The sequence below is a fragment of the Pelomonas candidula genome (assembly GCF_043555985.1).
Lineage (GTDB): Bacteria > Pseudomonadota > Gammaproteobacteria > Burkholderiales > Burkholderiaceae_C > Pelomonas > Pelomonas candidula.
On sequence record NZ_JBIGIC010000022.1, the window covers coordinates 1 to 20,684 of the forward strand.

A 20,684-nucleotide genomic window follows, 5' to 3' on the forward strand; every position below is an offset into this window, starting at 1 on the left:
GACGAGGCGGGCTGACCGAGCTCAGCGCTACAGTTGTCCACAGCCGGCGTCAGCCGATGCCGGCCCCAAGCCCTGGGTCAAAGTTCAATCGGCAGGGTGGGTCAAATTTAGATCGGCGCCAACACATTGAGCAAAGGGCAGGTGGATCGGCCCACCGCAAACACCAGGCGCGGCTTGGCGCCTAAACAAGATCGCGCTGGACGGCGGCTGGCTGCTCCGTTTCCCTAGGATCAGATTCCTATGCCGACTTGCTCAGTGCAAACAGACCAGCCTAGATGCATATCTTTGCCGGCGTCTCCAGGATGCATAAAGCTGCCATTGCGGCAGCTTTATGTGTCGAGGCCCAAGAGGTTTCCCTCTGAGGCCTGCATCGGTTGGTGGAGAGGAGGAGGATCGAACTCCCGACCTCCGCATTGCGAACGCGGCGCTCTCCCAGCTGAGCTACCCCCCCACGCGAGTCGCGCAGTATAGCCCCCGCGCCGGGCTGCTATCGTGAGCCGCCATGACGTCACGCAAGACAGCGGCCTGGTTCGAGGCCCAGTACGACAACCGGAAACGGGTGGCCGACAGCGCCGAGGTTCTCAAGCGCTGGGCCGAGGCCTCGGCGCTGGTGCGCCGCCACGCGAATTGCCGGCTGGATCTGCGCTACGGCGCGGACCCTGGGCAGACGCTGGACGTCTTCACGCCCGACCCCGCCTTCGCTGGCGGCTTTGCGCCGGTGCTGGTGCTCATCCATGGCGGCTGGTGGCGGTCGCTGGACAAGTCGGACTACAGCTTCCTGGCGGCCAGCTTCACCGACGAAGGCGCGCTGGTCGTCGTGCCCAATTACGACCTGTGCCCGGACGTGCGCATCGAGCACATCGCGATGCAGCTGACCGAGGCCGTGGCCTGGGCCTGGCGGCATGCCGCCGAGCATGGCGGCGACCCGAGCCGCATCGTGTTGCTGGGGCATTCGGCCGGCGGGCATCTGGCGACGATGCTGAGTTGCTGCGACTGGAAGCGCGTGGCCAGGGACCTGCCGCGGCGGCTGGTGCAGGGAACGATGTCCGTGTCGGGCGTGCATGACCTGGCACCGTTGCTGCGCGTGCCTTTCCTGCAGAACGACCTGCGGCTGGACGCGGCCGCCGTGCGCCGCCTGAGCCCGGTTCACTTCCCCGCGCCGGCCGTGCCGCAGACGTTGTTCGCGCTGGCAGGGGCGCAGGAGAGCGAGGAGTTCCGCCGCCAGAACCGGCTCATCCGCGACGCCTGGGGTGCGCGTGCCGTGCCGGTGTGCGAGGAACTGCCGGGCTGCAACCACTACACCGTGCTGCACGACCTGGCCGACCCCCAGGGGCGCGCGCATCAACTGGCCCGGCAACTGCTGGGCCTGCGCTGGTACAGCGGGCTGCTATAGATGCGTTCCTAACGCGCCTGCTGGCACAGTGCGGCTGCGTCGGGGGCGCGTGCCGGCCCGATACCAACATAAAGGGAGGACCTTGATGAGCTTCGAACCGAACCGCTTTCCGAACGGCCTGTTGCGCCTGATCATGGCGGTCGTCGCGATCTTGCTGCTTTGGCTGCTGGCGCCCTATGGCACCGTGCCCGCGGGCTCGCGCGGCGTGATGACGACGTTCGGTCATCCGGCGGACGAGGTGCTTGACGAGGGCATCCACTGGCGCGTGCCGCTCGCCCAGACCATCCACCTGCTTGAAACGCGGGTGCAGAAGAGCGAAGGAGAGGGCGACGCGGCGTCCAAGGACCTGCAGGCCGTGCACACGCGCGTCGCGATCAACTACCACCTCGAGCCGCACCAGGTGGCGCAAGCCTTCAAGACCATCGGCCCGAGCACGGATGTGATCGCTGACCGCATCATCCTGCCGGCGGCGCAGGAGTCGATGAAGGCTGTCACGGCGCGCTTCACGGCGGAGGAACTGATCACGCGGCGCACGGACGTGCGCGAGGGCATCGCGTCGCTGCTGCGCGAGAAGATGCAGCGCCACGGCCTGGTGCTGGACGAGTTCGCCATCGTCAATTTCCGCTTCTCGGAGAGCTTCTCCAAGGCGATCGAGGCCAAGGTGGGCGCCGAGCAGGACAAGCTGCGCGCGGAGCGCGACCTGCTGCGCATCCGTGTCGAGGCCGAGCAGAAGGTGACGCAGGCCAAGGCCGAGGCCGAGTCGCTGGCGCTGCAGCGCGCGCAGGTCACGCCGGAGTTGCTGAAGCTGCGCGAGATCGAGAACCAGCGCGCGGCCATCTCGAAGTGGAATGGCGTGCTGCCGACGACGACCTACGGCCAGGTGCCGCTGATCGGCATCGCCGCCGGCACGGCAAGGGCTGCTCGCATTGCAGGCCGAGCGCCGGGCCGCTCCCAAGCCGGCCCGCCTGGGCGACGTGCTCGTGGCTCGATGCCGCGAGCATCGCCGTCCCCTCGGGGGACCGCCCAGACCCACCCGCGTTCAGCGGCGGGGCTGCGCGAGGGGCATATTCATGCCGGCAGCGACACCGCGTCCAGCAGCTCGCTCTCGATCTGCAACTGCGCCTTGTTCTGCTGCAGCGCCGGGCCGTCGAGCAGGAAGGTGTCTTCCACGCGCTCGCCCAGCGTCGAGATCTTGGCCAGCTGCAGGTTGATGCCGTGGCGGGCCAGCACGCGGGCGATGGCGTAGAGCAGCCCCGCGCGATCGCTGGTGCTGATCGTCAGCAGCCAGGCAGTGGCGCGCTCGTCGGGGCGCAGCGAGATGCGTGGCGTGTAGGGGAAGCTCTTGACGCGGCGCGACAGGCGCCCGCGCCGCGGCTCGGGCAGCGGGCCGCCGGCCTGCAGGATGGCGGCAAGCTTCTGCTCGACCATCGGCACGAGGTCGCGGTGGTGCACGTCGGCCTCGGGGCGGATGGCCTGGAAGGTGTCCAGCGCGTAGCCCTTGCGCGTCGTGTGGACCTTGGCGTCGAGGATGCTGAAGCCGGCGGTGTCGAAGTAGCCGCAGATGCGCGCGAACAGGTCGGGCTGGTCGGGCGCGTAGACCAGCACCTGCAGGCCTTCGCCGATGGGCGAGGGGCGGGCGCGCACGACCGGCACGGTGGTCTCGACGTGGCGCCATAGCGAGCGCGCGTGCCAGGCCAGTTCGGCGCCGTCGTGGCGGGCGAAGTAGCTGACGGCCAGCGTGGCCCACAGCGGCTCCTCGGTGCCTGGCAGCTGCGAGTGCAGTGCCAGGTCCTGACGGGCCTCCTGCTTGCGGGCCTCGATCTCGGCGTCGGCATTGATCTTGGCGCCGCCCAGTGCGCGCAGCGTGATGCGGTAGAGGTCTTCCAGCAGCTTGCCCTTCCAGGCGTTCCAGACCTTGGGGCTGGTGCCGCGGATGTCGGCCACGGTGAGCAGGTACAGCGCCGTCAGATGGCGTGTGTCGCCCACCTTGGCCGCGAAGGCGGCGATGACCTCGGGGTCGGCGAGGTCCTCCTTCTGCGCCACGCGGGACATCGTCAGGTGGTGCTCGACGAGGAACACGCACATGGCCGTGTCGTCGGCGTTCAGGCCGTGCTGGCGGCAGAAACGCTTCACCTCGACGGCACCCAGCTCGGAGTGGTCGCCGCCGCGGCCCTTGGCCACGTCGTGGAAGAGGGCGGCGATGTAGAGCAGCTCGGGCGCGTCGAACTGCGCGGCGAGCTGCGAGCAGAACGGGTACTCGTGCGCGTGCTCGGGCACGAAGAAGCGCCGCACGTTGCGCAGCACCATGAGGATGTGCTGGTCCACCGTGTAGACGTGGAACAGGTCGTGCTGCATCTGGCCGACGATGGCGCGGAACACCCACAGGTAGCGGCCCAGCACCGACGTCTGGTTCATGAGCCGGAAGGCGTGCGTCTGGCCTTCGTGATGCCGCAGCATCATCATGAAGGTTTCGCGGTTGACCGGGTCGCGGCGCCAGGCGGCGTCCATCAGGCCGCGCGCGTTGTAGAGCGCGCGCAGCGTGCGTGCCGACAGGCCCTTGATGCCGCGCGTCTGCTGGTAGACGAGGAAGGTGCGCAGGATGGCGTGCGGGTCGCGCTGGTAGAGGTCGTCGCTGGCGACCTCCAGCATGCGGCCGCGGTCGAGGAAGTCGACCTGGCCTTCGATGGGGCGCAGCATGCCGGGCTGCGCGTCGTTGATCTGCTCTTCCAGGTTGAGCAGCAGGATCTGGTGCAGCTGCGTGACGGCCTTGGCTGCCCAGTAGTAGCGCCGCATCAGCACCTCGGAGGCGCGTTGCGAGGCGGTGCTCTGGAAGCCGAAGCTCTGCGCCACGGCGGTCTGCAGGTCGAAGACGAGACGGTCCTCGCGCCGGCCGGCCACCGCGTGCAGCCGGGCGCGGATGAGGCGCAGCTGGCCTTCGTTGCGCTGCAACTGCTTGCTCTCGAACGGCGTGATGAGCCCGCGTGCGCTGAGCGCCTTCCAGGTCTTGCCGAAGCCCGCGGCGCTGGCGATCCAGATCAGCATCTGCAGGTCGCGCAGGCCGCCGGGGCTTTCCTTGCAGTTGGGCTCCAGCGCGTAGGGCGTGTCGTCGAACTTGGTGTGGCGCTGCAGGCTCTCCAGCGTCTTGGCGCGGAAGAATGCCTTGGGGTCCATGGCCAGCATGAAGCGCTTGTGCATCTGCCGGAACAGCTTCACGTCGCCGTCCAGCGGGCGGGCTTCGAGCAGCGCGGTCTGCACCGTCACGTCGCCTTCGGACTCGCTGAGGCATTCGCCCAGCGTGCGCACCGAGGAGCCGATTTCCAGCCCCACGTCCCAGCAGGACGTGATGAAGCTCTCGATGGCCGTCTTGACCGGCCCGGCCTGGTGCGCCTCGACCCCGTCGGGCAGCAGCACGAGCACGTCCACGTCCGAGTGAGGGAACAGCTCGCCCCGGCCGTAGCCGCCGACGGCGGCGAGGCAGGCGCCTTCCGGCATGCCGGCCTGCGTCCACAGGCCACGCAGCGTGTCGTCGACATGGCGGGCGAGGCGGCGCACCAGGCGCTCGGCGCCGGCCTGCGTCGGGCGCTCGGCCAGGAAGCCGTCAATCAGGGACTGCTTGCCGGCCTTGAACTGCTGGCGGAGATCGGCGAGGGTCACCACGTCAGGCCGCCGCCGTGGCGTTCTGCGTGATGAAGGCCGGCGGCGGTGGGCTGCCGGCGGAGAGCGTCATGACCTCGTAGCCGGTGTCGGTGACGAGGATGGTGTGCTCCCACTGGGCCGACAGCGAGCGATCCTTGGTGGCGATGGTCCAGCCGTCGCCCATTTCCTTGATCTCGCGGCGGCCGGCGTTGATCATCGGCTCGATCGTGAACATCATGCCGGGCACCAGTTCGTCCAGCGTGCCGGGGCGGCCGTAGTGCAGCACCTGCGGCTCCTCGTGGAAGACACGGCCGATGCCGTGGCCGCAGAACTCGCGCACGATGGAGAAGCCGGCGTTCTCGGCGAAGGTCTGGATGGCGTGGCCGATGTCGCCCAACCGCGCACCGGGCCTGACCTTGGCGATGCCCTTCCACATGGCCTCGTAGGTGAAGGCGCACAGGCGCTTGGCGGCGATGGAGCCGTCGCCGACGACAAACATGCGGCTGGTGTCGCCGTGCCAGCCGTCCTTGATGACGGTGACGTCGATGTTGACGATGTCGCCGTTCTTCAGCGCCTTGTCATTCGGGATGCCGTGGCAGACCACCTGGTTCACCGACGTGCAGATCGACTTGGGGTAGGGGATGTAGCCCGGGGGGCAGTAGTTCAGCGGCGCTGGAATGCCCTGCTGCACGTTGACGATGTAGTCGTGGGCGAGCTTGTCCAGCTCGTTGGTCGTGACGCCCGGTTTGACATGGGCGGTGAGCATGTCCAGGACTTCGGACGCCAGGCGTCCGGCGATGCGCATGCCTTCGACATCGGCAGCGGTCTTGATCGTGATGGCCATCGGCCGATTATCGTGGCTGTGCGTCGGGCGGCTGGGCGGTGTCGCCGGATTCCCAGCCTCCGCCGAGGGCGAGGAAGACCTGCACCTGGTCCCGGGCGATCTCGGCGCCCTCGGCTGTCAACGCGACGTCGGCGGCGGCCAGTGTCTGGCGGGATTCCAGCGCCGTCGTCAGCGGCCGGCGCCCGGCCTCGACATAGCGCTGCTGGTCCTGCGCCACGGCGGCGGCCTTGGCGCGGGCCTGGCGCAGCGCCGACAGCCGCTCCAGGTCGTGCCGGTAGCGGCTCAACGCGGACTCGACCTCGGCCAGCGCCTGCAGCACCACGCCGTCGAAGCGGGCCAGCGCGGCCTGCTGGTCGGCCTCGGCCATGCGCACGCGGGCCCGCGAGCCGGCGTCCGGGATGCGCCAGCTCAGCAACGGCCCGAGGCTGAAGGTTTGGGTGGCCGGTTCGCCCAGATGGCCGGCCAGCCCGAGCACGCCCAGCGACGCGCCGAAGCTGATGCTGGGATAGAGCTCGGCCGTGGCCACGCCGATGTGCGCCGTGGCCACGGCCAGCTCGCGCTCCGCCTGGCGCACGTCGGGGCGGCGCTTCAGCAGCGTGGCGCCGTCGCCGGCCGGGATGGCCTGTGCCAGCTCGGGCGGCGCGGCGCAGGCGACCTGCTCCGGCGCCAGCTCCTGTGGCGTGCGCCCGAGCAGGTAGGCCAGGCGGTACAGGCCCGCCTCGCGTTCCGCGTCGAAGTGCGGCAACGCCGCGCGCTGCGTCTCGACGAGGCCCTGGGCCTGCAGCACGTCCGCGCGCGTGGCGCGCCCCTCCGCCTCCTGGCGCTCGGCCAGCGCCAGGCTGCGTTCGCGCAGCGCCAAAGCGCCCATGGCGGCGTGCTGCTGCGTCTGCGCATGGCAGACCTGCAGATAGGCCTGCACGACCTGCGAGACGACGCTGATGCGCGCGAGGTCTCGGGCCGCCTCGACGGCCTGCAGGTTGGCCTCGGCTGCTTCTTCACCGCGCTTCAACTGGCCCCACAGGTCCAGCTGGTAGGAGGCGCCAACCACCAGCTCGCCCTCGTTCATGACGGGCAGCTGTTCGGGCAGCAGGAAGGCCTCGCCCGACTCCCGGGCGCGCTTGACGCCGGCCTTGACGCCGGCGTGAGGCAGGCGCTCGGCGTCCACGGCGGTGACGAGGGACGCGGCCCGGCGCAGGTGGGCCGTGGCGACGCGCAGCGAGGTGTTGGCCGCCAGTGCCTGCTCGACGAGGGCGTCCAGCTCGGCGCTGCGGTAGAGCCGCCACCAGCCGTCGGGCAGCGGTGCTGCGTCGGCGGCGGGGCCGCTGGCCTGGGCGAAGGCGGCCTTGGCCGTGGGCCGCTGAAGGGCGGCATTGTCGGGCAGGTGGTAGTCGGGGCCGACCGTGGTGCAGGCGGCCAGCGCCGCGGCGGCCAGCAGTGGCAGGCGTTGCAGGAGGGAGCTGCGTGTCATGACTGGCCTTGCCGGGCACGCTGGCCCTGTGCGGGGGCGTCGTCGACCACCGACACCGTGGCGGTGCGGCCGATGACGGGGCGCTGGCTGGCGGGCCAGTCGTCGATGGCGATGCGCACCGGCACGCGCTGCGCGAGCCGCACCCAATTGAAACTCGGGTTCACGTTGGGCAGCAGGTTGGCGCCGCTGGAGCGGTCGCGGTCCTCGATGCCGGCGGCGATGCTCTCCACGCGGCCGCGCAACTGCCTGTCCTCGCCCATCAGCTGCAGCGTGACGGCCTGGCCGGTGTGGATCTTCTGCAGCTTGGTCTCCTCGAAATAGCCGTCGGCGTAGACGCCGGTCGCGTCGACCATGGACAGCACGTAGCGCCCGGCGCTGACGTAGTCGCCGACGTGGGGGGCGTTGTCGTTGAGGTAGCCGTCGACGGGACTGCGCACGGTCGTGCGTTCCAGGTTCAGCTGCGCCACGCGCACGGCGGCTTCGGCGGCGGCGCGGGAGGCGTCTGCGGCCGCATGCGCCGCCTCGGCCAGCGCCACGGTCGCCTCGGCCTGCTGGACCTTGACGTCGCCCTGCTCCAGCGTTTCCTGCGCCACCAGCCCGGACAACCGGTGGCTGCGCTCCGCCTCGCGGCGCGCCTGGGCGAGTTGGGCACGCTGGTTGTCCAGCGCGGCCCGCGCCTGCGCCGCGCCGGCGCGCGACTGGGCCAGCGTGGCGCGGGCCTGCTCCAGCGCGAGCTGGAAGCGGGTCGTGTCGACCTGGAACAGCACGTCGCCGCGCGCGACGCGCTGGTTGTCGTGCACGCGCACCTCGGTCAGCGGCCCGGACACGTCCGGTGCGACCTGCAGCACGGTGGCGCGCAGCCGCGCGTCACGCGTCCACGGGGCCTCGGCGTAGCGCTGCCAGACGTCCTTGAGCGCCACCAGCGCGACGAGGGCGATGCCGGCCGTGACGAGCACGGGGGCGGTGCGGCGAGCGAACTGGAGCGCGCGGTTGCCGGCGGCGTGGCGCAGCCGCGTGGCGAAGAGTTTTCTTGTCATTGGGTCCATCCGGCCGTCCAGCGGACCGTGGCCTGCAGCACGATCACGAAGACGGAAACATTGAAAAGGGCGCGGTGCCACACCCAGCGGTAGAAGGGCGTGTGGCTCAGCAGCGCCCGCAGTGCGGCCGAGGCCAGATAGGCCATGGCCAGCGGCAGCGCCAGTGCGGGCAGGTAGATGCCGTAGAAGGTCAGGTCGCCGATCATTTCTCTTGGGCGCCGGCGGGCGCGGGCGGGAACAGGGTCAACTGGATTTCGATCAGCGCGTGCAGGGCTTCGCGCGGTGCGTCGGCGGCGTCGTGGCCGACGGCACCGAGGGCAGCGGCCAGGCGGCGTTCCAGCGTCGGGCGCGGCGGCAGAGCAGTGGAGGCCGGCGTGCGCAGGCGGCGGCGGTAGTGGATTTCCAGCGCGTCCAGCAGGCGTTGCAGCGTCAGGCGCGCGGGCGGCCGCAGTTGGCGGCGCAGGCGCAGCAGCAGTGCCGCGCTGAGGCCGACGCGCAGCTCAGCCAGCCCCTCGGTCCCCTGCGAGCCGCTGGTGGCAGCCAGCCGCGGCATCATCTGCGCCAGCCGGTCCAGCATGTGGGCGCGCAGGCGGTCGTCGTCGCCCCGGTGCCGGCCGGCTGCCGTGCGGGCCAGGTCTTGCCAGGCCGAGCGCAGCAGCCGGTGCGCGCTGAGCCGGGTGCCGAAGGGGCGCGCCAGCTGGGTCCAGACCAGCGCCCAGATGCTGCCGGCAATGCCCGCCACGCAGCCGTTGGCGAGCGGCATGAAGTCGGGGCGGTAGGCGTCCGCGACGGCCAGGTTCAGCGTCACCGTGACGCTCAGGCCCAGCGCCAGCGCGGCGAAGGCGGGTCGGGCCAGGTAGCTGCCGGCCACCAGGAAGAACGGTGCCAGCACGAGCACCAGCGTGACGAACTCCTGCGCCGCCGGCAGCGCGCAGAACAGCAGCACGGCGCCGACGACCAGCCCCAGCGTGTTGGCGAGCAGAAAGGTCAGCTGCATCGCCAGCGGCTCGTCCTGCTGGGCGAAGAAGCTGCTAGTCACGGCGCACATCGCCACCGCGCTCGCACCGTCGCTCCAGCCGCTGAAGATCCAGAACAGGCAGGCCAGGAAGGTGGCGCTGCCGGCCGTGAATGCGGCATAGGCCTGCAGGCCGCGGTCGTGGTGGTGGACCTGGGGGTGGCGGCGCCAGCGCGTGAACGCCGGCCGCCAGCCGTCGGCCCAGCGGCCGTCGGCCAGCATCTGCTGCAGCGAGCGGCAGTCCTGCCACAGCTGCACGAGGCTCTCCAGGCGCCGCAGCACGTGACGTAGTTGCAGCGCGTGCGGGTCGTCGCGCACTTCGGCACGGGCGAAGGTGTGCAGGCGCAGCAGCAGCGCTGCGCTGGCCTCGCCGGCGCCGGCCGGCAGCGGCGCGCGCATCCACGTGTAGATGTCTTCGAGCAGCGCCGCCACGAACGCGGGCTCGCCGGCCGGCGAGCGGCGCAGCCCTGCGACCGCATCGCGCAGCGAGCCGAGGATGGGCAGCAGCGCGGACAGGCGCAGCCGCAGTTCGCGGGCGACGCGGGCGGCGTCGCGGTGGTCGCTGTCGTGGCGGAGGTGGTTGATGAGCTGGTCCAGCGCCAGCACGTCGCCGGCCAGGCGGTGCACGCTGACCGAGCGGCGCGCGGCGGACTCGCCCAGCAGCACGCCGGCGGTCCAGTCGGCCGCGTCGTCGAACCAGGCCGAGAACCGGCCTTCCAGCGCCGGCGCGGCCCGCCCCGGCAGCACGAGGGCCGAGACGAGTGCTGCGCAGGTCATGCCCAGGAAGATTTCTTCGCAGCGCGCGACGGCGATGGCGAACACCTGGTCGGGTGCCTGCACGACGGGCAGCGCGATCATCGGCAGCGTGATGGCCGACAGCATGTAGACGTAGCTGCTGGGCATGCGGTCGCGGAACGACAGCTGCAGCAGCACCCCGACCCAACTGGCGATGAACAGGCTCAGCAGCAGCGGCGTGTCGACCAGCAGCGGCACGACGAGAACGGCGGCGAAGGCGGCCAGCAGCGTCCCGATCAGGCGGTAGAGGCCCTTGGACTGCGTGGCTCCCGTCAGCGGACTGGAGACGACATAGGCCGTGGCCATGGCCCAGTAGGGGCGGGGCAGGCCGGCGGCCAGGGCCAGGTACAGCGCCAGCATGGCGGCAGCGAAGGTCTTGGCCGACGTGAGCCACTCGCCCGTGGAGGGCAGTTGTGCGCGCAGGCGGCCGAGGAGCGGGGCGGCGGCATCCATCTCACTGCGCATCGACCAGCGGCGCCCAGGGGTCGGTGGCGCCGCCGGGGAAGACCTCGAACAGGTAGTCGAGGAAGGCCCGCGTCTTGGCCGGCACGTACTTGCGCGTCGGCATGGCCGCGTGCAGCGAGATGCGGTAGAGCCGCCAGCCCGGCAGCACGCGCACCAGCCGGCCTTCGGCGAGCGGCTGGGCGGCGGCATAGCTGGGCAGCGGCACGATGCACAGGCCGGCCAACGCGGACGACAGCACGATGTCCATGCGCCCGCTGGTCAGTGGCGGGTCCTTGGGCGTGAAGCGAAATCCCGAGGCCGTGGGGTCCGAGCCGTCGGGGTGCAGCACCATCTCCTCGCCGGGGTGGTTCGTCAGAAGCTCGTGGTCCATCAGGTCGGCGGGCCGGGCGAGCGCGCCGAAGCGGGCGATGTAGGACGGTGCGGCGCAGAGGATGACGTCCGAACAGGCCAGCTGCCGGGCCACGAATTCGCCGTCGACGGGTGCGCCGCGCGACGCGATCAGGCTGACGTCGTAGTTCGCGTCCAGCGACTCCACCAGGCCCGGCGACGACAGGCTGACCGTCAGCGCGGGATAGCGCCGCCGGAACTCCACCAGCAGCGGGGCAATCTGGCTGGTGGCGAAAGCCGACGGCGCGACCACCTTCAGCACACCGCTGACCGCCAGGCTGCTGGAGCGCACGGAGGCGTCAGCCTCCTCCAGCTCCGACAGGATGCGCCGCACGCGCTCCTGGTAGGCCTCGCCGGCCTCGGTCAGCGACATGCGCCGTGTCGTGCGGTTGATGAGTCGCACGCCGACATGGGCCTCCAGCTCGTTGATCAGGCGCGTGACGGCCGACGGGGCGAGCCCCATGTCGCGGGCCGCGGCGGCAAAGCCCTGCAGCTCCACGACGCGACAGAAAGCCTTCAATGAGTGCAGCCGATTCAAGGTGGGTCCTCTGGTTCTTGCCCGTGTGAGCGGGGCCACCGACGGCCGTCACCCGCACGCCTGGCAACGGTCCAGGGCGGCGAAATGACTCTAGGTTCCAGGGCAGGGTGGGGCAATCGGCTGCGTCAGAACGCAGACTTCTGGGAATCGCAACAATCGCCGGCCGCCTGGGCGTCGGGTTGTTGCGGGAGCGGCAACTGTGACTTGGAGAACAGTGCGCCAGCAACAGTGTGGTGGCCGATATTTCTGCCGCTTGCAATGGTTCATTGCCTCGGGCGGCCTTTTTCGTGGCTGGGCCGAAACCTACATTGACTTCGACGACAGCAATTGCCCGGACAAGACAAGCGCTAGCGCCAATTCAACGTCTGTTCAACCCACAACTGATCGAGGTCTCACCATGCTCAAGCAATCCATCGCCGCCGCCGTCCTGGCCGTCATCGCCACCAGCGTGCTGGCCCAGGGCGACGCCCGTTTCACCCGCCCGGCCGCGCCCGAGGTCGCCGCGACCCGCGCGGAGGTGCTGGCTGATCTGGAAATCTATCGCCAGTCCGGCCTGGAACATTACGACCGCCTGGAGAGCCCGGACTTCGGTTCGCCCGTCTACCGCGCCGCGCAGAAGCGCTACCAGGACCTGCGCAACTCGCCGAGGTACGCCGCGCTGGTGCGCGCCAACGCCGACCGCCTGGGCGAGCGCGTGCAGTTGGCCGGGCAGGCCGCACCGAGCGGCAGCGGCGGCCAGTAAATCGAAACCTCTGCTTCGGCCGGCCCGCGGCCGCTGAGGCAACTGGGGCTGGCCGCTTCCCAGCGGCCAGCCCCGGTGCCGATCTCAGTCGGCCCAGACGACAGTGCCGGTCACCCAGGTCGCCAGCACGACGATGCCGAAGGCGATGCGGTACCAGGCGAAGGGCACGAAGGTGTGGCTGGACACGTAGCGCAGCAGCCAGCGTACGCAGGCCCAGGCGGCCAGGAAGCTGACGACGAAGCCGACCGCGAACAGCGGGAAGTCGGCCATGGACAGCGCGTGGCGCTCTTTCCACAGGCTGTAGCCGCCGGCGGAGATCAGCGTCGGGATGGCCAGGAAGAACGAGAAGTCCGTTGCCGCCTTGCGCGACAGGCCCAGCAGCATGCCGCCGATGATGGTGGCGCCCGAGCGGCTGGTGCCGGGGATCATGCCCAGGCACTGCACCAGACCCACCTTCAGCGCGTCCAGTGGCGTCATGTCGTCCACGTTCTGCACGCGGGAGACCGGCTTGGCGACCTTCTCCACCCACAGGATGATCAGCGCGCCGACGATGAAGGCGCCGGCCACGACCGGCGCGTTGAACAAGTGGGCCTTGATCATCTTGTAGACCGTCAGCCCGACGATGCCGGCCGGCAGGAAGCCGAGGGCGATGTTCAGCACGAAGCGCTGCTGCTTGGCGCTGTTCGTGATGCCGCCCAGCGCCTCGCGGATGCGGGCCCAGTAGACGATGAACACGGCCAGGATGGCGCCGGTCTGGATGGCGATGTCGAAGACCTTGGACTTGCTGTCCGTCATGCCCAGCAGGCTGCCGGTCAGGATCAGGTGGCCGGTGGACGACACGGGCAGGAACTCCGTGAGTCCTTCGACGATGCCCATGATGGCGGCTTTGATCAGCAGGATGACGTCCACGTACAACTCCGGAAAGACAGCGGTTGGAAAAGGCGGCGCAGTGTAGCGAGCCTCTGTTGCAGAAGCCGTGCCTGAACTTGCCGCCGGCTGGCGTGATCGCTACATTACTGACCCTTCGGTCATTAACCCTGCCGCCTTGGCCTCCACCGCTCCCCGTCAACGCCGCAAGGACGCCCGCCCGCAGGAACTGCTGGACGCGGCGCTGGCGCTCATAGTGGAGAAGGGGTTCGCCGCGACCCGAAGCGAGGAAGTCGCCGCGCGCGCCGGCGTCGCCAAGGGCACGCTGTACCGCTACTACCCGAGCAAGGACGAGCTGTTCAAGGCCATGGTGCGCGAGAACCTCTCGATGCACATCGCCGAGTCGGCCGCGCAGGCGGCGCAGTACCAGGGCCCCATCGCCGGGCTGCTGCAGCAGATGATGCAGGCTTGGTGGGCCAAGGTGGGGCACGGTAACGCGGGCGTCGTCTGCAAGATCATGATGATCGAGGCGCGCAACTTCCCGGAGCTGGCCAAGTTCTACGTCGACGAGGTCATCAACCCTTCCAAACGCCTGATCGGAGGGCTCATCGAGCGCGGTATCGCCAGCGGTGAATTCCGGGCCGTGCCCATCGAGGCCACGGTGCACCTGCTGATCGCGCCGATGCTGCACATGCTGCTGCACGAACACTCGTTCGGTGAGCACGACATCTGCCACGAGACCATGACCGCCGAGGAATTGCTGGATGCTCAGATGGCGCTGCTGCTGCACGGGCTGCTGGCGGACTCGTCGCGCACCTAGAATTTTGCTTTTCAGTCCGCCGTACCGCGCCCTCCGGAGAACAAGATGAATCTCGAACAAGCCCGCTTCAACATGATCGAGCAGCAGATCCGCCCCTGGGATGTGCTCGACCCCAGCGTGCTGGAACTGTTGCACGTGGTGCACCGTGAGGACTTCGTGCCCGAGGCGCACAAGTCCCAGGCCTTCGTCGACACCGAACTGCCGCTGACCGACACGCGCCGCATGCTGGCGCCCCGCGTCGAGGCCCGTCTGCTGCAGGAACTCAAGGTGCAGCGCCACGAGAAGGTGCTGGAGATCGGCGCCGCCACGGGTCACCTGGCCGCGCTGCTGGGCCACAAGGCCCAGCGCGTCATCGCCGTCGAGGCCGATGCCGGCCTGGCCGCGTTGGCCACCGCCAACCTCAAGCGCGCCGGCGTGCTCAACGTCACCGTGCAGAACCAGGACGGCGCCGCCGGTCTGCCCGCCGAGGAGCCCTTCGATGCCATCCTGCTGTCCGGCTCGGTCGCGGCTGTGCCGCAAGTGCTGCTGAACCAGCTCAAGGTCGGTGGCCGCCTGGGGGCCATCGTAGGCAGCGAACCGGTCATGCGTGCCGTGCTTGTCACGCGCACCGGCGCCAGCGACTTCAAGACCGTGGAGCTGTTCGACACCGTCGCCGGCCGCCTGCCGGGCTTCGCCGAAGCGTCGGCCTTCAGCTTTTGATCCCGGGTGCCGTCCGTCGTCGCCAGACGCCGTCTGCCGCCCCAGGGCGGCAACTCGTCACATGGCTTCAGTCATCGGCGGACTTTGCGTCTATAACCCCGGCCGCTGCTTAAATCATTGCTCCAGCCAAGGAATCCCATGCCCCTCGCCCCAGCCCAACGCCTGATCCTGCAACCGCTGGTCATCGCCGCCAGCCTTCTGCTTGCCGGCGCGGCCCAGGCCCAGAGTCTGCAAGAGCTGTACGACGCGGCGCGGGGCTATGACGCGACCTATCTCGCCACCAAGGCCAGCGCCGACGCTGCCGCTGCGCGTGCGGCGCAGGCCGAGGCGTTGGTCAGGCCTTCGCTGGGCCTGTCGGCTTCGGGCACGCAGGCCCGCACTGACCCGCCGGGTGGTGGCAACAACCTCAACGCCCGCACGCTGACAGCGGGTCTGCAGGGCAAGTACTCGGTCTACAACGCGGCCAACGCGCCCACGATCGACAAGGCCCGCCGCGGCTACGAGGTGTCGCAGGCCGACCTGGCGACGGCAGAGCAGGATCTCATCGTGCGCCTGGCCACGGCCTATTTCGACGTGCTGGCCGCCAAGGATGCGCTGACCACGTCGCAGGCCAACAAGACCGCCATTGCCGAGCAGTTGGCTTCGGCCAAGCGCAACTTCGAGGTCGGCACCGCCACCATCACCGACACGCGCGAAGCCCAGGCCCGCTACGACCTGGCCGTGGCCCAGGAACTGGCCGCCGACAACGACCTGCGCGTCAAGCGCGTGACGCTGGACCAGTTCGTCGGCCGCGTCGGCGTGGAACCCAAGGGCCTGGCCACGCCGGTGGCGCTGCCGGCGCTGCCGAGCGACAACGTCGACACCTGGGTGGCCGCCGGTGACGAGCAGCACCCTTCCATCCGCAAGGCACGCCTGGGCCTGGAAGTGGCGCAGCTGGACACGCAGATTGCCCGCGCCGCCGACATGCCCTCGCTGGACGCCAACGCCACGCTGGGCGGCCAGAACCTGCACAACAACCTCAACGGCGCGGCTGCGTCGGCCTCGGGTGTCGGTACCACCAAGACCGCCAGCATCGGCCTGACCTTCACCTACCCGCTCTACACCGGCGGCCTGACGCAGAACCGCATCAAGGAAACCCTGGTGCTGGAGGAGAAGGCCCGCAACGACCTGGACTTCGCGCGCCGCAGCGTCTCCGAGGCCACGCGCCGGGCGTTCTTCGGGGTGCAGTCGCTGAAGGCCCAGGTCGCCGCCTACGAGGCCGCCGAGGCGTCCACCAAGCTGGCGCTGGAGGCCACGCAGCTCGGCTACAAGGTCGGCGTGCGCGTGAACCTGGACGTGCTGAACGCGCAGACCCAGCTCTACACGACACAGCGTGACCTCGCCAAGGCGCGCTACGACGTGGTCGTCAACGGCCTCAAGCTGCGCCAGGCCTCGGGCCAGCTGCGCCCTGAAGACCTGAGCGCCGTCAACACGCTGCTGGTTAAGTAAGCGCCGGCCGCCTGCGAGGAACCCCGCCGCGGCGGGGTTTTTTCATGCCTTGCCGCCCAGCACGTTGAGCGGGATCTTCAGGTAGCTGATGCCGTCGTCCTCGGCCGGCGGCAACTGTCCGGCGCGGATGTTGATCTGGATGGACGGCAGGATCAACGTGGGCACGTCCAGCGTGGCGTCGCGGGCCTGGCGCATCCGCACGAACTCGGCCTCGGTGATGCCGTCGCGCACATGGATGTTGCCCGCGCGCTGCTCGGCCACCGTGGTCTCCCAGGCAGGCGTGCGGCCGGCGGGCGGGTAGTCGTGGCAGACGAACATGCGCGTCTGCGGCGGCAGCGCCAGGATGCGACGCATGGAGGCATACAGCGTGTGCGCGTCGCCGCCTGGGAAGTCCGCGCGGGCCGTGCCGACGTCGGGCATGAAAAGCGTGTCGCCGACGAACACCGCGTCGTCGACGACGTAAGCCATGTCGGCAGGCGTGTGGCCGGGCACCAGCAGTGCCCGGGCCTCGACCTCGCCGATGTGGAACACCTCGTCGTCCTTGAAGAGGTGGTCGAACTGCGCGCCGTCGGGCAGGAAGTTGCGCTCCAGGTTGTAGAGCTTCTTGAACGTCGCCTGGACCTCCCGGATGTGCTCGCCGATGGCGATGCGTCCGCCGACGCGCTCCTGCAGGTAGCGGGCGCTGGACAGGTGATCGGCGTGGGCGTGCGTCTCCAGAATCCACTGCACCGTGAGCCCGTGCTGGCGGACGTAGGCGAGCAGGCGGTCGGCCTGGACGGTGCTGGTGCGGCCCGACTTGAAGTCGAAGTCCAGCACCGGGTCCACGATGGCGGCGCAGTGGCTGGCGTTGTCGACGATCACGTAGGAGACGGTGAAGGTCTTGTCGTCGAAGAAAGCCTGGACGGTGGTTCTGGCGGCCATGAGGGCTCCTGGTTGATTCAATATGTTGACTTACATTATATTGGTTGATAAAGTGAAGTCAACTTCACGGAACCAACCATGCCCACTTCCGTCATCCACCCCGACATGCTGCGCCTGGCCGCGGGCCAGGCGGTCAGCGCCCTGAAAGTACTGGCCAACGAAGACCGGCTGCTGCTGCTGTGCCAGCTGTCGCAGGGCGAGATGTCCGTCGGTGATCTCGAAGAGGCGCTGGGCATCCGCCAGCCTACGCTGTCGCAGCAGCTGGCGGTGCTGCGCGCGGAGGGCGTCGTGGACACGCGACGTGATGGCAAGCGCATCTTCTATAGCGTCGCCGATGCCCGCCTGCTGCAGGTGCTGGCGGTGCTCTACGACCTTTACTGCCCGAAGGAGTGAACCGATGAATATCGACTGGAATGCTTTCACGCCGGTGGCCTCGTTGGTGGGCGGCGTGCTCATCGGGGGCGCGGCAGCGCTTTTCGTGCTGCTCAACGGCCGCATCGCCGGCATCAGCGGCGTGCTGGGCGGATTGTTCCGGCCAGTCCGAGGCGATATCGGCTGGCGACTGGCCTTCCTGCTGGGCCTGCTCGGCGCGCCGCTGGTGTATGGGCTGTTCACGGCCGTGCCGTTGCCGCGCATCGACGTGGGCTGGGGAGCGTTGGTTCTCGCCGGGCTGCTGGTGGGCGTGGGCACGCGCTACGGCGCCGGCTGCACCAGTGGCCATGGCGTCTGTGGCCTGTCCCGTCTGTCGCCGCGTTCGCTGGTGGCCACGCTGGCCTTCATGGGCGCCGGCTTCGCCACCGTATTCGTGCTTCGTCACCTCCTGGGCTTCTGAGGGAATCGCCATGCTTGTGATCACCGCTTTGCTCGCCGGCCTCGTGTTCGGCCTCGGCCTCATCCTCTCGGGCATGGCCAGCCCGGCCAAGGTGTTGGGCTTCCTCGACCTGGCCGGCTCCTGGGACCCGTCGCTTGCGCTGGTCATGGTCGGTGCCATCGCCGTCGGGCTGGTCGCGTTCGCGATCGCCAGGCGGCGCACGACTACGCTGCTGGGAGTGCGGCTGTGGTTGCCGACGGTGACCGCCATCGACCGCCGGCTGGTCGTCGGCAGCCTGCTGTTCGGTATCGGCTGGGGGCTGGCCGGCTTCTGCCCGGGGCCGGCGCTGGTGGCGCTGGGCATGGGCGTGCCGAAGGCCGTGGTCTTCGTCGCCGCCATGCTCGCTGGCATGGGCCTGTTCGAGCTGCTTGAGCGCCGCCGGGGCTGAGCCATGAATGCGGACTGGACCTGGGTCTGGCTGACGCTGGCGGTGCTCGCGCTGTACGAGGCCTTGCTCGTGTTGCCGCGGAGCCGGGCCCTGGCCCGGCACGCCGGCCTGCGCGAGGAGTGGTTTCGTGTGGTCTCGGTGCACAAGGGCTCGGAGGTGCTGGCGGTGCAGACGCTGCGCAACTCGCTGATGTCGGCCACGATGCTGGCCTCCACGGCCGCGCTGGCCCTGATGGGCACGGTCTCGCTGGCGGCGCCGTCGCTGCACGAGGGCTTCGATGCCGCCGGTGGACAGGCGACGCTCGGGCCACGCCTGGTGCTTGAACTGGTGCTGCTGGCGCTGCTGTTCGTGTCGCTGGTGTCGAGCATGATGGCCGTGCGCTTTTACAACCACGCCGGGTTCATCGGCGGCATGCCGGTCGACTCGGAGGCGAGGGTTCGCTGGACGGGCGCGGGTGTGCGCTACGTCCGCCGCGCCGGCGTGCTGTATGGCGTGGGTCTGCGCCAGCTGGTGCTGGTCGTGCCCGTCGTCGCCACGCTGCTGCTGCCGGCGTCCGGCCCGGTGGCCGCGGTGGTGGTGGCCGTGGTGCTGTACTCGCTGGACCGCTTCAACGACACCGGCGCCCTCAGCTGACGGCGCGGGTGCAAACAGGCGCGAAAATCCGCGCCCATGCTGTTCCTGCTCTCGCCTGCCAAGTCGCTCGACTACGACACACCCACGCCGCCCGAACTCGCCGACGCGCTGACGCGCCCCCAGTTCCTCGACGACACGGCCGCGCTCATCGACGTGCTGCGCACCAAGACCGTGGACGACGTGCGCGAGCTGATGGACCTATCCGAGCCGCTGGCCCGGCTGAACGTCGACCGCTATGCCGCCTGGAGGCCCCGCTTCACCGACAAGAACAGCAAGCCGGCCGTGCTGGCCTTCAACGGCGACGTCTACGACGGGCTGGATGCGAAGACGCTTTCCGCCGACGACATCGCCTGGGCGCAGGCGCACGTGCGCATGCTGTCGGGCCTGTACGGCGTCCTGCGGCCGCTGGACCGCATGCAGCCGTACCGGCTGGAGATGGGCACGCGGCTGGCCACCGACGCCGGCGCCAGCCTGTACGACTGGTGGGGCGACCGCCTCGCGCTGCACCTCAACAAGCTGGCTTCGGGGCAGAAGGCGCCGGTCATCGTCAACCTCGCGTCGCAGGAGTACTTCCGCGCCGCGGACCGCAAGGTGTTGAAGCCGCGTGTCGTGGAGTGCCAGTTCGAGGACTGGAAGAACGGCGACTACAAGATCATCAGCTTCTTCGCCAAGCGGGCTCGCGGCCTGATGGCCCGCTTTGCCATCCAGCAGCGCCTGGAGACGCCGGACGGTCTCAGGGCCTTCAATCTGGACGGTTATCGTTGGGCCCCCGAGGTGTCTTCCCCCGATCGTCTGGTCTTCCGTCGCAAGTCATGAGTCAACAAGTCATCACCCCCGAACTCTGCGAGTGGATCACCGAGCAGACCCGCGCCGGCCATGCGTCCGAGAGCGTGCTGGCGGCCATGCTGGGCAGCGGCTGGGACGAGTCCATCGCCCGCCAGGCGCTGGCGCGCACGCTGGGCCAGGCGGCCACGCCGACGTTGCCGGCCGGCGCGACGCCCGGCTTGCCCGAGCCCGACCTGAGTCGCTTCGCCCCGGTCATCGACGCTGGTGACCGCCAGGTCAAGGTCATGATGGCGCTGCGCCAGCCGCGAGTGGTCGTGTTCGGCGACCTGCTGTCCGAGGAGGAATGCGACGGCATCATCGCCATGGCCACCAAGCGCCTGGCGCGTTCCGAGACGGTGGCCACCGCGGCGGACGGCAGCGAGGTGAACGCGGCGCGCACCAGCGACGGCATGTTCTTCGAGCGCTGCGAGACCGAGCTGATCCGCAAGGTCGAGTCGCGCATCGCCACGCTGCTGCGCTGGCCGCTGGACCATGGCGAAGGCCTGCAGGTGCTGCGCTACCGCCCGGGCGCCGAGTACCAGCCGCACTACGACTACTTCGACCCCGGCCACGTCAGCACGCCCAACATCTTGAAGCGCGGCGGCCAGCGCGTCGGCACGCTGGTCATCTACCTGAACACGCCGGTGGCCGGCGGCTCGACCATCTTCCCGGACATCGGCCTGGACGTTGCGCCCGTCAAGGGCAATGCCGTGTTCTTCAGCTACGACCGGCCGCACCCGTCCACGCAGACGCTGCACGGCGGCTCGCCGGTCATCGAGGGCGAGAAGTGGGTGGCGACCAAGTGGCTGCGCCAGGGCGTGTTCAACTGAGTTCCGGCCTTCGGGCCGGCCT

Annotated in this window: 20 protein-coding genes, 1 tRNA gene and 1 pseudogene; 12 read left to right on the forward strand and 10 right to left on the reverse strand. The window is 69.6% G+C overall.

The genetic code is table 11. The annotated features are described in order from the left end of the window. Positions 1-375: 375 nt before the first annotated feature. Positions 376-451 (reverse strand) — tRNA-Ala (locus ACG04R_RS27040). A 51-nt stretch (positions 452-502) separates the two neighbouring features. Between ACG04R_RS27040 and ACG04R_RS27045 the strand changes: the two genes are divergently transcribed. After that, positions 503-1,393 carry an alpha/beta hydrolase gene (locus ACG04R_RS27045; RefSeq protein ID WP_394417421.1) on the forward strand — a complete coding sequence of 297 codons (891 nt, stop codon included), beginning with the start codon at positions 503-505 and terminating at the stop codon, positions 1,391-1,393. A gap of 133 nt (positions 1,394-1,526) precedes the next feature. Further along, a pseudogene (locus ACG04R_RS27050) lies at positions 1,527-2,138 on the forward strand (prohibitin family protein); the annotation flags it as partial. Positions 2,139-2,461: 323 nt separating this feature from the next. On the opposite strand, the gene ACG04R_RS27055 reads toward ACG04R_RS27050, so the two are convergent. The 7 genes from ACG04R_RS27055 to ACG04R_RS27085 are packed head-to-tail and all read right to left on the reverse strand — an operon-like array spanning position 2,462 to position 11,578. Next, positions 2,462-5,050 (reverse strand): [protein-PII] uridylyltransferase, encoded by a 2,589-nt coding sequence (locus ACG04R_RS27055; RefSeq protein ID WP_394417424.1) that lies wholly within the window; start codon positions 5,048-5,050, stop codon positions 2,462-2,464. A gap of 1 nt (position 5,051) precedes the next feature. After that, positions 5,052-5,873: a type I methionyl aminopeptidase gene (map, locus tag ACG04R_RS27060; protein WP_394417427.1), complete on the reverse strand. Its 822-nt coding sequence runs from the start codon at positions 5,871-5,873 to the stop codon at positions 5,052-5,054. A 7-nt stretch (positions 5,874-5,880) separates the two neighbouring features. Then, positions 5,881-7,341: an efflux transporter outer membrane subunit gene (locus ACG04R_RS27065; RefSeq protein WP_394417430.1), complete on the reverse strand. Its 1,461-nt coding sequence runs from the start codon at positions 7,339-7,341 to the stop codon at positions 5,881-5,883. Further along, positions 7,338-8,378, reverse strand: a complete 1,041-nt coding sequence (locus tag ACG04R_RS27070; RefSeq protein ID WP_394417433.1) for an HlyD family secretion protein — start codon at positions 8,376-8,378, stop codon at positions 7,338-7,340. Before ACG04R_RS27070 ends, ACG04R_RS27065 begins: the two co-directional genes overlap by 4 nt. Continuing rightward, entirely contained in the window at positions 8,375-8,584 is a 210-nt protein-coding gene (locus tag ACG04R_RS27075) for a DUF1656 domain-containing protein (RefSeq protein ID WP_394417436.1), read from the reverse strand. Before ACG04R_RS27075 ends, ACG04R_RS27070 begins: the two co-directional genes overlap by 4 nt. After that, positions 8,581-10,641 carry an FUSC family protein gene (locus ACG04R_RS27080; protein ID WP_394417439.1) on the reverse strand — a complete coding sequence of 687 codons (2,061 nt, stop codon included), beginning with the start codon at positions 10,639-10,641 and terminating at the stop codon, positions 8,581-8,583. The genes ACG04R_RS27075 and ACG04R_RS27080 overlap by 4 nt, the downstream gene beginning before the upstream one ends. 1 nt (position 10,642) lies before the next feature. Next, positions 10,643-11,578: a LysR family transcriptional regulator gene (locus ACG04R_RS27085; protein ID WP_394417442.1), complete on the reverse strand. Its 936-nt coding sequence runs from the start codon at positions 11,576-11,578 to the stop codon at positions 10,643-10,645. Between the two features lie 397 nt (positions 11,579-11,975). On the opposite strand from ACG04R_RS27085, the gene ACG04R_RS27090 reads away from it, so the two are divergent. Next, a complete protein-coding gene (locus ACG04R_RS27090; protein ID WP_394417445.1) occupies positions 11,976-12,320 on the forward strand; it encodes a DUF4148 domain-containing protein in 345 nt (114 codons plus the stop codon). Between the two features lie 84 nt (positions 12,321-12,404). Here the strand turns inward: ACG04R_RS27090 and ACG04R_RS27095 are convergent, their stop codons facing one another. Continuing rightward, positions 12,405-13,229 carry an undecaprenyl-diphosphate phosphatase gene (locus ACG04R_RS27095; protein ID WP_394417448.1) on the reverse strand — a complete coding sequence of 275 codons (825 nt, stop codon included), beginning with the start codon at positions 13,227-13,229 and terminating at the stop codon, positions 12,405-12,407. 67 nt (positions 13,230-13,296) lie between these two features. Here ACG04R_RS27095 and ACG04R_RS27100 point away from each other — a divergent pair, with 67 nt between their 5' ends. The 3 genes from ACG04R_RS27100 to ACG04R_RS27110 all read left to right on the forward strand — a co-directional run bounded on the left by ACG04R_RS27100 (position 13,297) and on the right by ACG04R_RS27110 (position 16,194). Beyond that, positions 13,297-14,007: a TetR/AcrR family transcriptional regulator gene (locus ACG04R_RS27100; protein WP_394417451.1), complete on the forward strand. Its 711-nt coding sequence runs from the start codon at positions 13,297-13,299 to the stop codon at positions 14,005-14,007. Positions 14,008-14,052: 45 nt separating this feature from the next. Next, positions 14,053-14,706 carry a protein-L-isoaspartate O-methyltransferase family protein gene (locus ACG04R_RS27105; RefSeq protein WP_394417454.1) on the forward strand — a complete coding sequence of 218 codons (654 nt, stop codon included), beginning with the start codon at positions 14,053-14,055 and terminating at the stop codon, positions 14,704-14,706. Positions 14,707-14,844: 138 nt separating this feature from the next. Then, on the forward strand, positions 14,845-16,194 hold the full coding sequence (locus tag ACG04R_RS27110) for a TolC family outer membrane protein (RefSeq protein ID WP_394417457.1): 1,350 nt from the start codon (positions 14,845-14,847) through the stop codon (positions 16,192-16,194). A gap of 42 nt (positions 16,195-16,236) precedes the next feature. Here ACG04R_RS27110 and ACG04R_RS27115 read toward each other — a convergent pair whose 3' ends face one another. Further along, the gene (locus ACG04R_RS27115) at positions 16,237-17,115 is read right to left on the reverse strand and encodes an MBL fold metallo-hydrolase (RefSeq protein WP_394417460.1); all 879 of its coding nucleotides are present in this window, start codon (positions 17,113-17,115) and stop codon (positions 16,237-16,239) included. A gap of 78 nt (positions 17,116-17,193) precedes the next feature. Here ACG04R_RS27115 and ACG04R_RS27120 point away from each other — a divergent pair, with 78 nt between their 5' ends. From ACG04R_RS27120 to ACG04R_RS27145, 6 genes are read left to right on the forward strand one after another with little or no spacing between them, the layout of a single operon-like run. Continuing rightward, entirely contained in the window at positions 17,194-17,508 is a 315-nt protein-coding gene (locus ACG04R_RS27120) for a metalloregulator ArsR/SmtB family transcription factor (RefSeq protein WP_394417463.1), read from the forward strand. 4 nt (positions 17,509-17,512) lie between these two features. Beyond that, positions 17,513-17,947, forward strand: a complete 435-nt coding sequence (locus ACG04R_RS27125) for a YeeE/YedE family protein (RefSeq protein WP_394417466.1) — start codon at positions 17,513-17,515, stop codon at positions 17,945-17,947. A gap of 10 nt (positions 17,948-17,957) precedes the next feature. Beyond that, positions 17,958-18,374 (forward strand): DUF6691 family protein, encoded by a 417-nt coding sequence (locus ACG04R_RS27130; protein WP_394417469.1) that lies wholly within the window; start codon positions 17,958-17,960, stop codon positions 18,372-18,374. A gap of 3 nt (positions 18,375-18,377) precedes the next feature. Next, complete coding sequence (locus ACG04R_RS27135) at positions 18,378-19,007, forward strand: DUF599 family protein (RefSeq protein ID WP_394417472.1); 630 nt, start codon at positions 18,378-18,380, stop codon at positions 19,005-19,007. 36 nt (positions 19,008-19,043) lie between these two features. Continuing rightward, complete coding sequence (gene yaaA / locus ACG04R_RS27140) at positions 19,044-19,823, forward strand: peroxide stress protein YaaA (protein ID WP_394417475.1); 780 nt, start codon at positions 19,044-19,046, stop codon at positions 19,821-19,823. Then, positions 19,820-20,662: a 2OG-Fe(II) oxygenase gene (locus tag ACG04R_RS27145; protein ID WP_394417478.1), complete on the forward strand. Its 843-nt coding sequence runs from the start codon at positions 19,820-19,822 to the stop codon at positions 20,660-20,662. The genes yaaA and ACG04R_RS27145 overlap by 4 nt, the downstream gene beginning before the upstream one ends. The last annotated feature ends 22 nt before the right edge of the window (positions 20,663-20,684 follow it).

Coding starts and splice junctions, on each gene's coding strand:
- ACG04R_RS27115 (WP_394417460.1), bottom strand. CDS start 17,115: ATGGCCGCCAGAACCACCGTCCAGGCTTTCTTCGACGACAAGACCTTC.
- ACG04R_RS27080 (WP_394417439.1), bottom strand. CDS start 10,641: ATGGATGCCGCCGCCCCGCTCCTCGGCCGCCTGCGCGCACAACTGCCC.
- ACG04R_RS27145 (WP_394417478.1), top strand. CDS start 19,820: ATGAGTCAACAAGTCATCACCCCCGAACTCTGCGAGTGGATCACCGAG.
- ACG04R_RS27075 (WP_394417436.1), bottom strand. CDS start 8,584: ATGATCGGCGACCTGACCTTCTACGGCATCTACCTGCCCGCACTGGCG.
- ACG04R_RS27090 (WP_394417445.1), top strand. CDS start 11,976: ATGCTCAAGCAATCCATCGCCGCCGCCGTCCTGGCCGTCATCGCCACC.
- ACG04R_RS27110 (WP_394417457.1), top strand. CDS start 14,845: ATGCCCCTCGCCCCAGCCCAACGCCTGATCCTGCAACCGCTGGTCATC.
- ACG04R_RS27125 (WP_394417466.1), top strand. CDS start 17,513: ATGAATATCGACTGGAATGCTTTCACGCCGGTGGCCTCGTTGGTGGGC.
- ACG04R_RS27065 (WP_394417430.1), bottom strand. CDS start 7,341: ATGACACGCAGCTCCCTCCTGCAACGCCTGCCACTGCTGGCCGCCGCG.
- ACG04R_RS27105 (WP_394417454.1), top strand. CDS start 14,053: ATGAATCTCGAACAAGCCCGCTTCAACATGATCGAGCAGCAGATCCGC.
- ACG04R_RS27130 (WP_394417469.1), top strand. CDS start 17,958: ATGCTTGTGATCACCGCTTTGCTCGCCGGCCTCGTGTTCGGCCTCGGC.
- yaaA (WP_394417475.1), top strand. CDS start 19,044: ATGCTGTTCCTGCTCTCGCCTGCCAAGTCGCTCGACTACGACACACCC.
- ACG04R_RS27120 (WP_394417463.1), top strand. CDS start 17,194: ATGCCCACTTCCGTCATCCACCCCGACATGCTGCGCCTGGCCGCGGGC.
- ACG04R_RS27135 (WP_394417472.1), top strand. CDS start 18,378: ATGAATGCGGACTGGACCTGGGTCTGGCTGACGCTGGCGGTGCTCGCG.
- ACG04R_RS27070 (WP_394417433.1), bottom strand. CDS start 8,378: ATGACAAGAAAACTCTTCGCCACGCGGCTGCGCCACGCCGCCGGCAAC.
- ACG04R_RS27045 (WP_394417421.1), top strand. CDS start 503: ATGACGTCACGCAAGACAGCGGCCTGGTTCGAGGCCCAGTACGACAAC.
- map (WP_394417427.1), bottom strand. CDS start 5,873: ATGGCCATCACGATCAAGACCGCTGCCGATGTCGAAGGCATGCGCATC.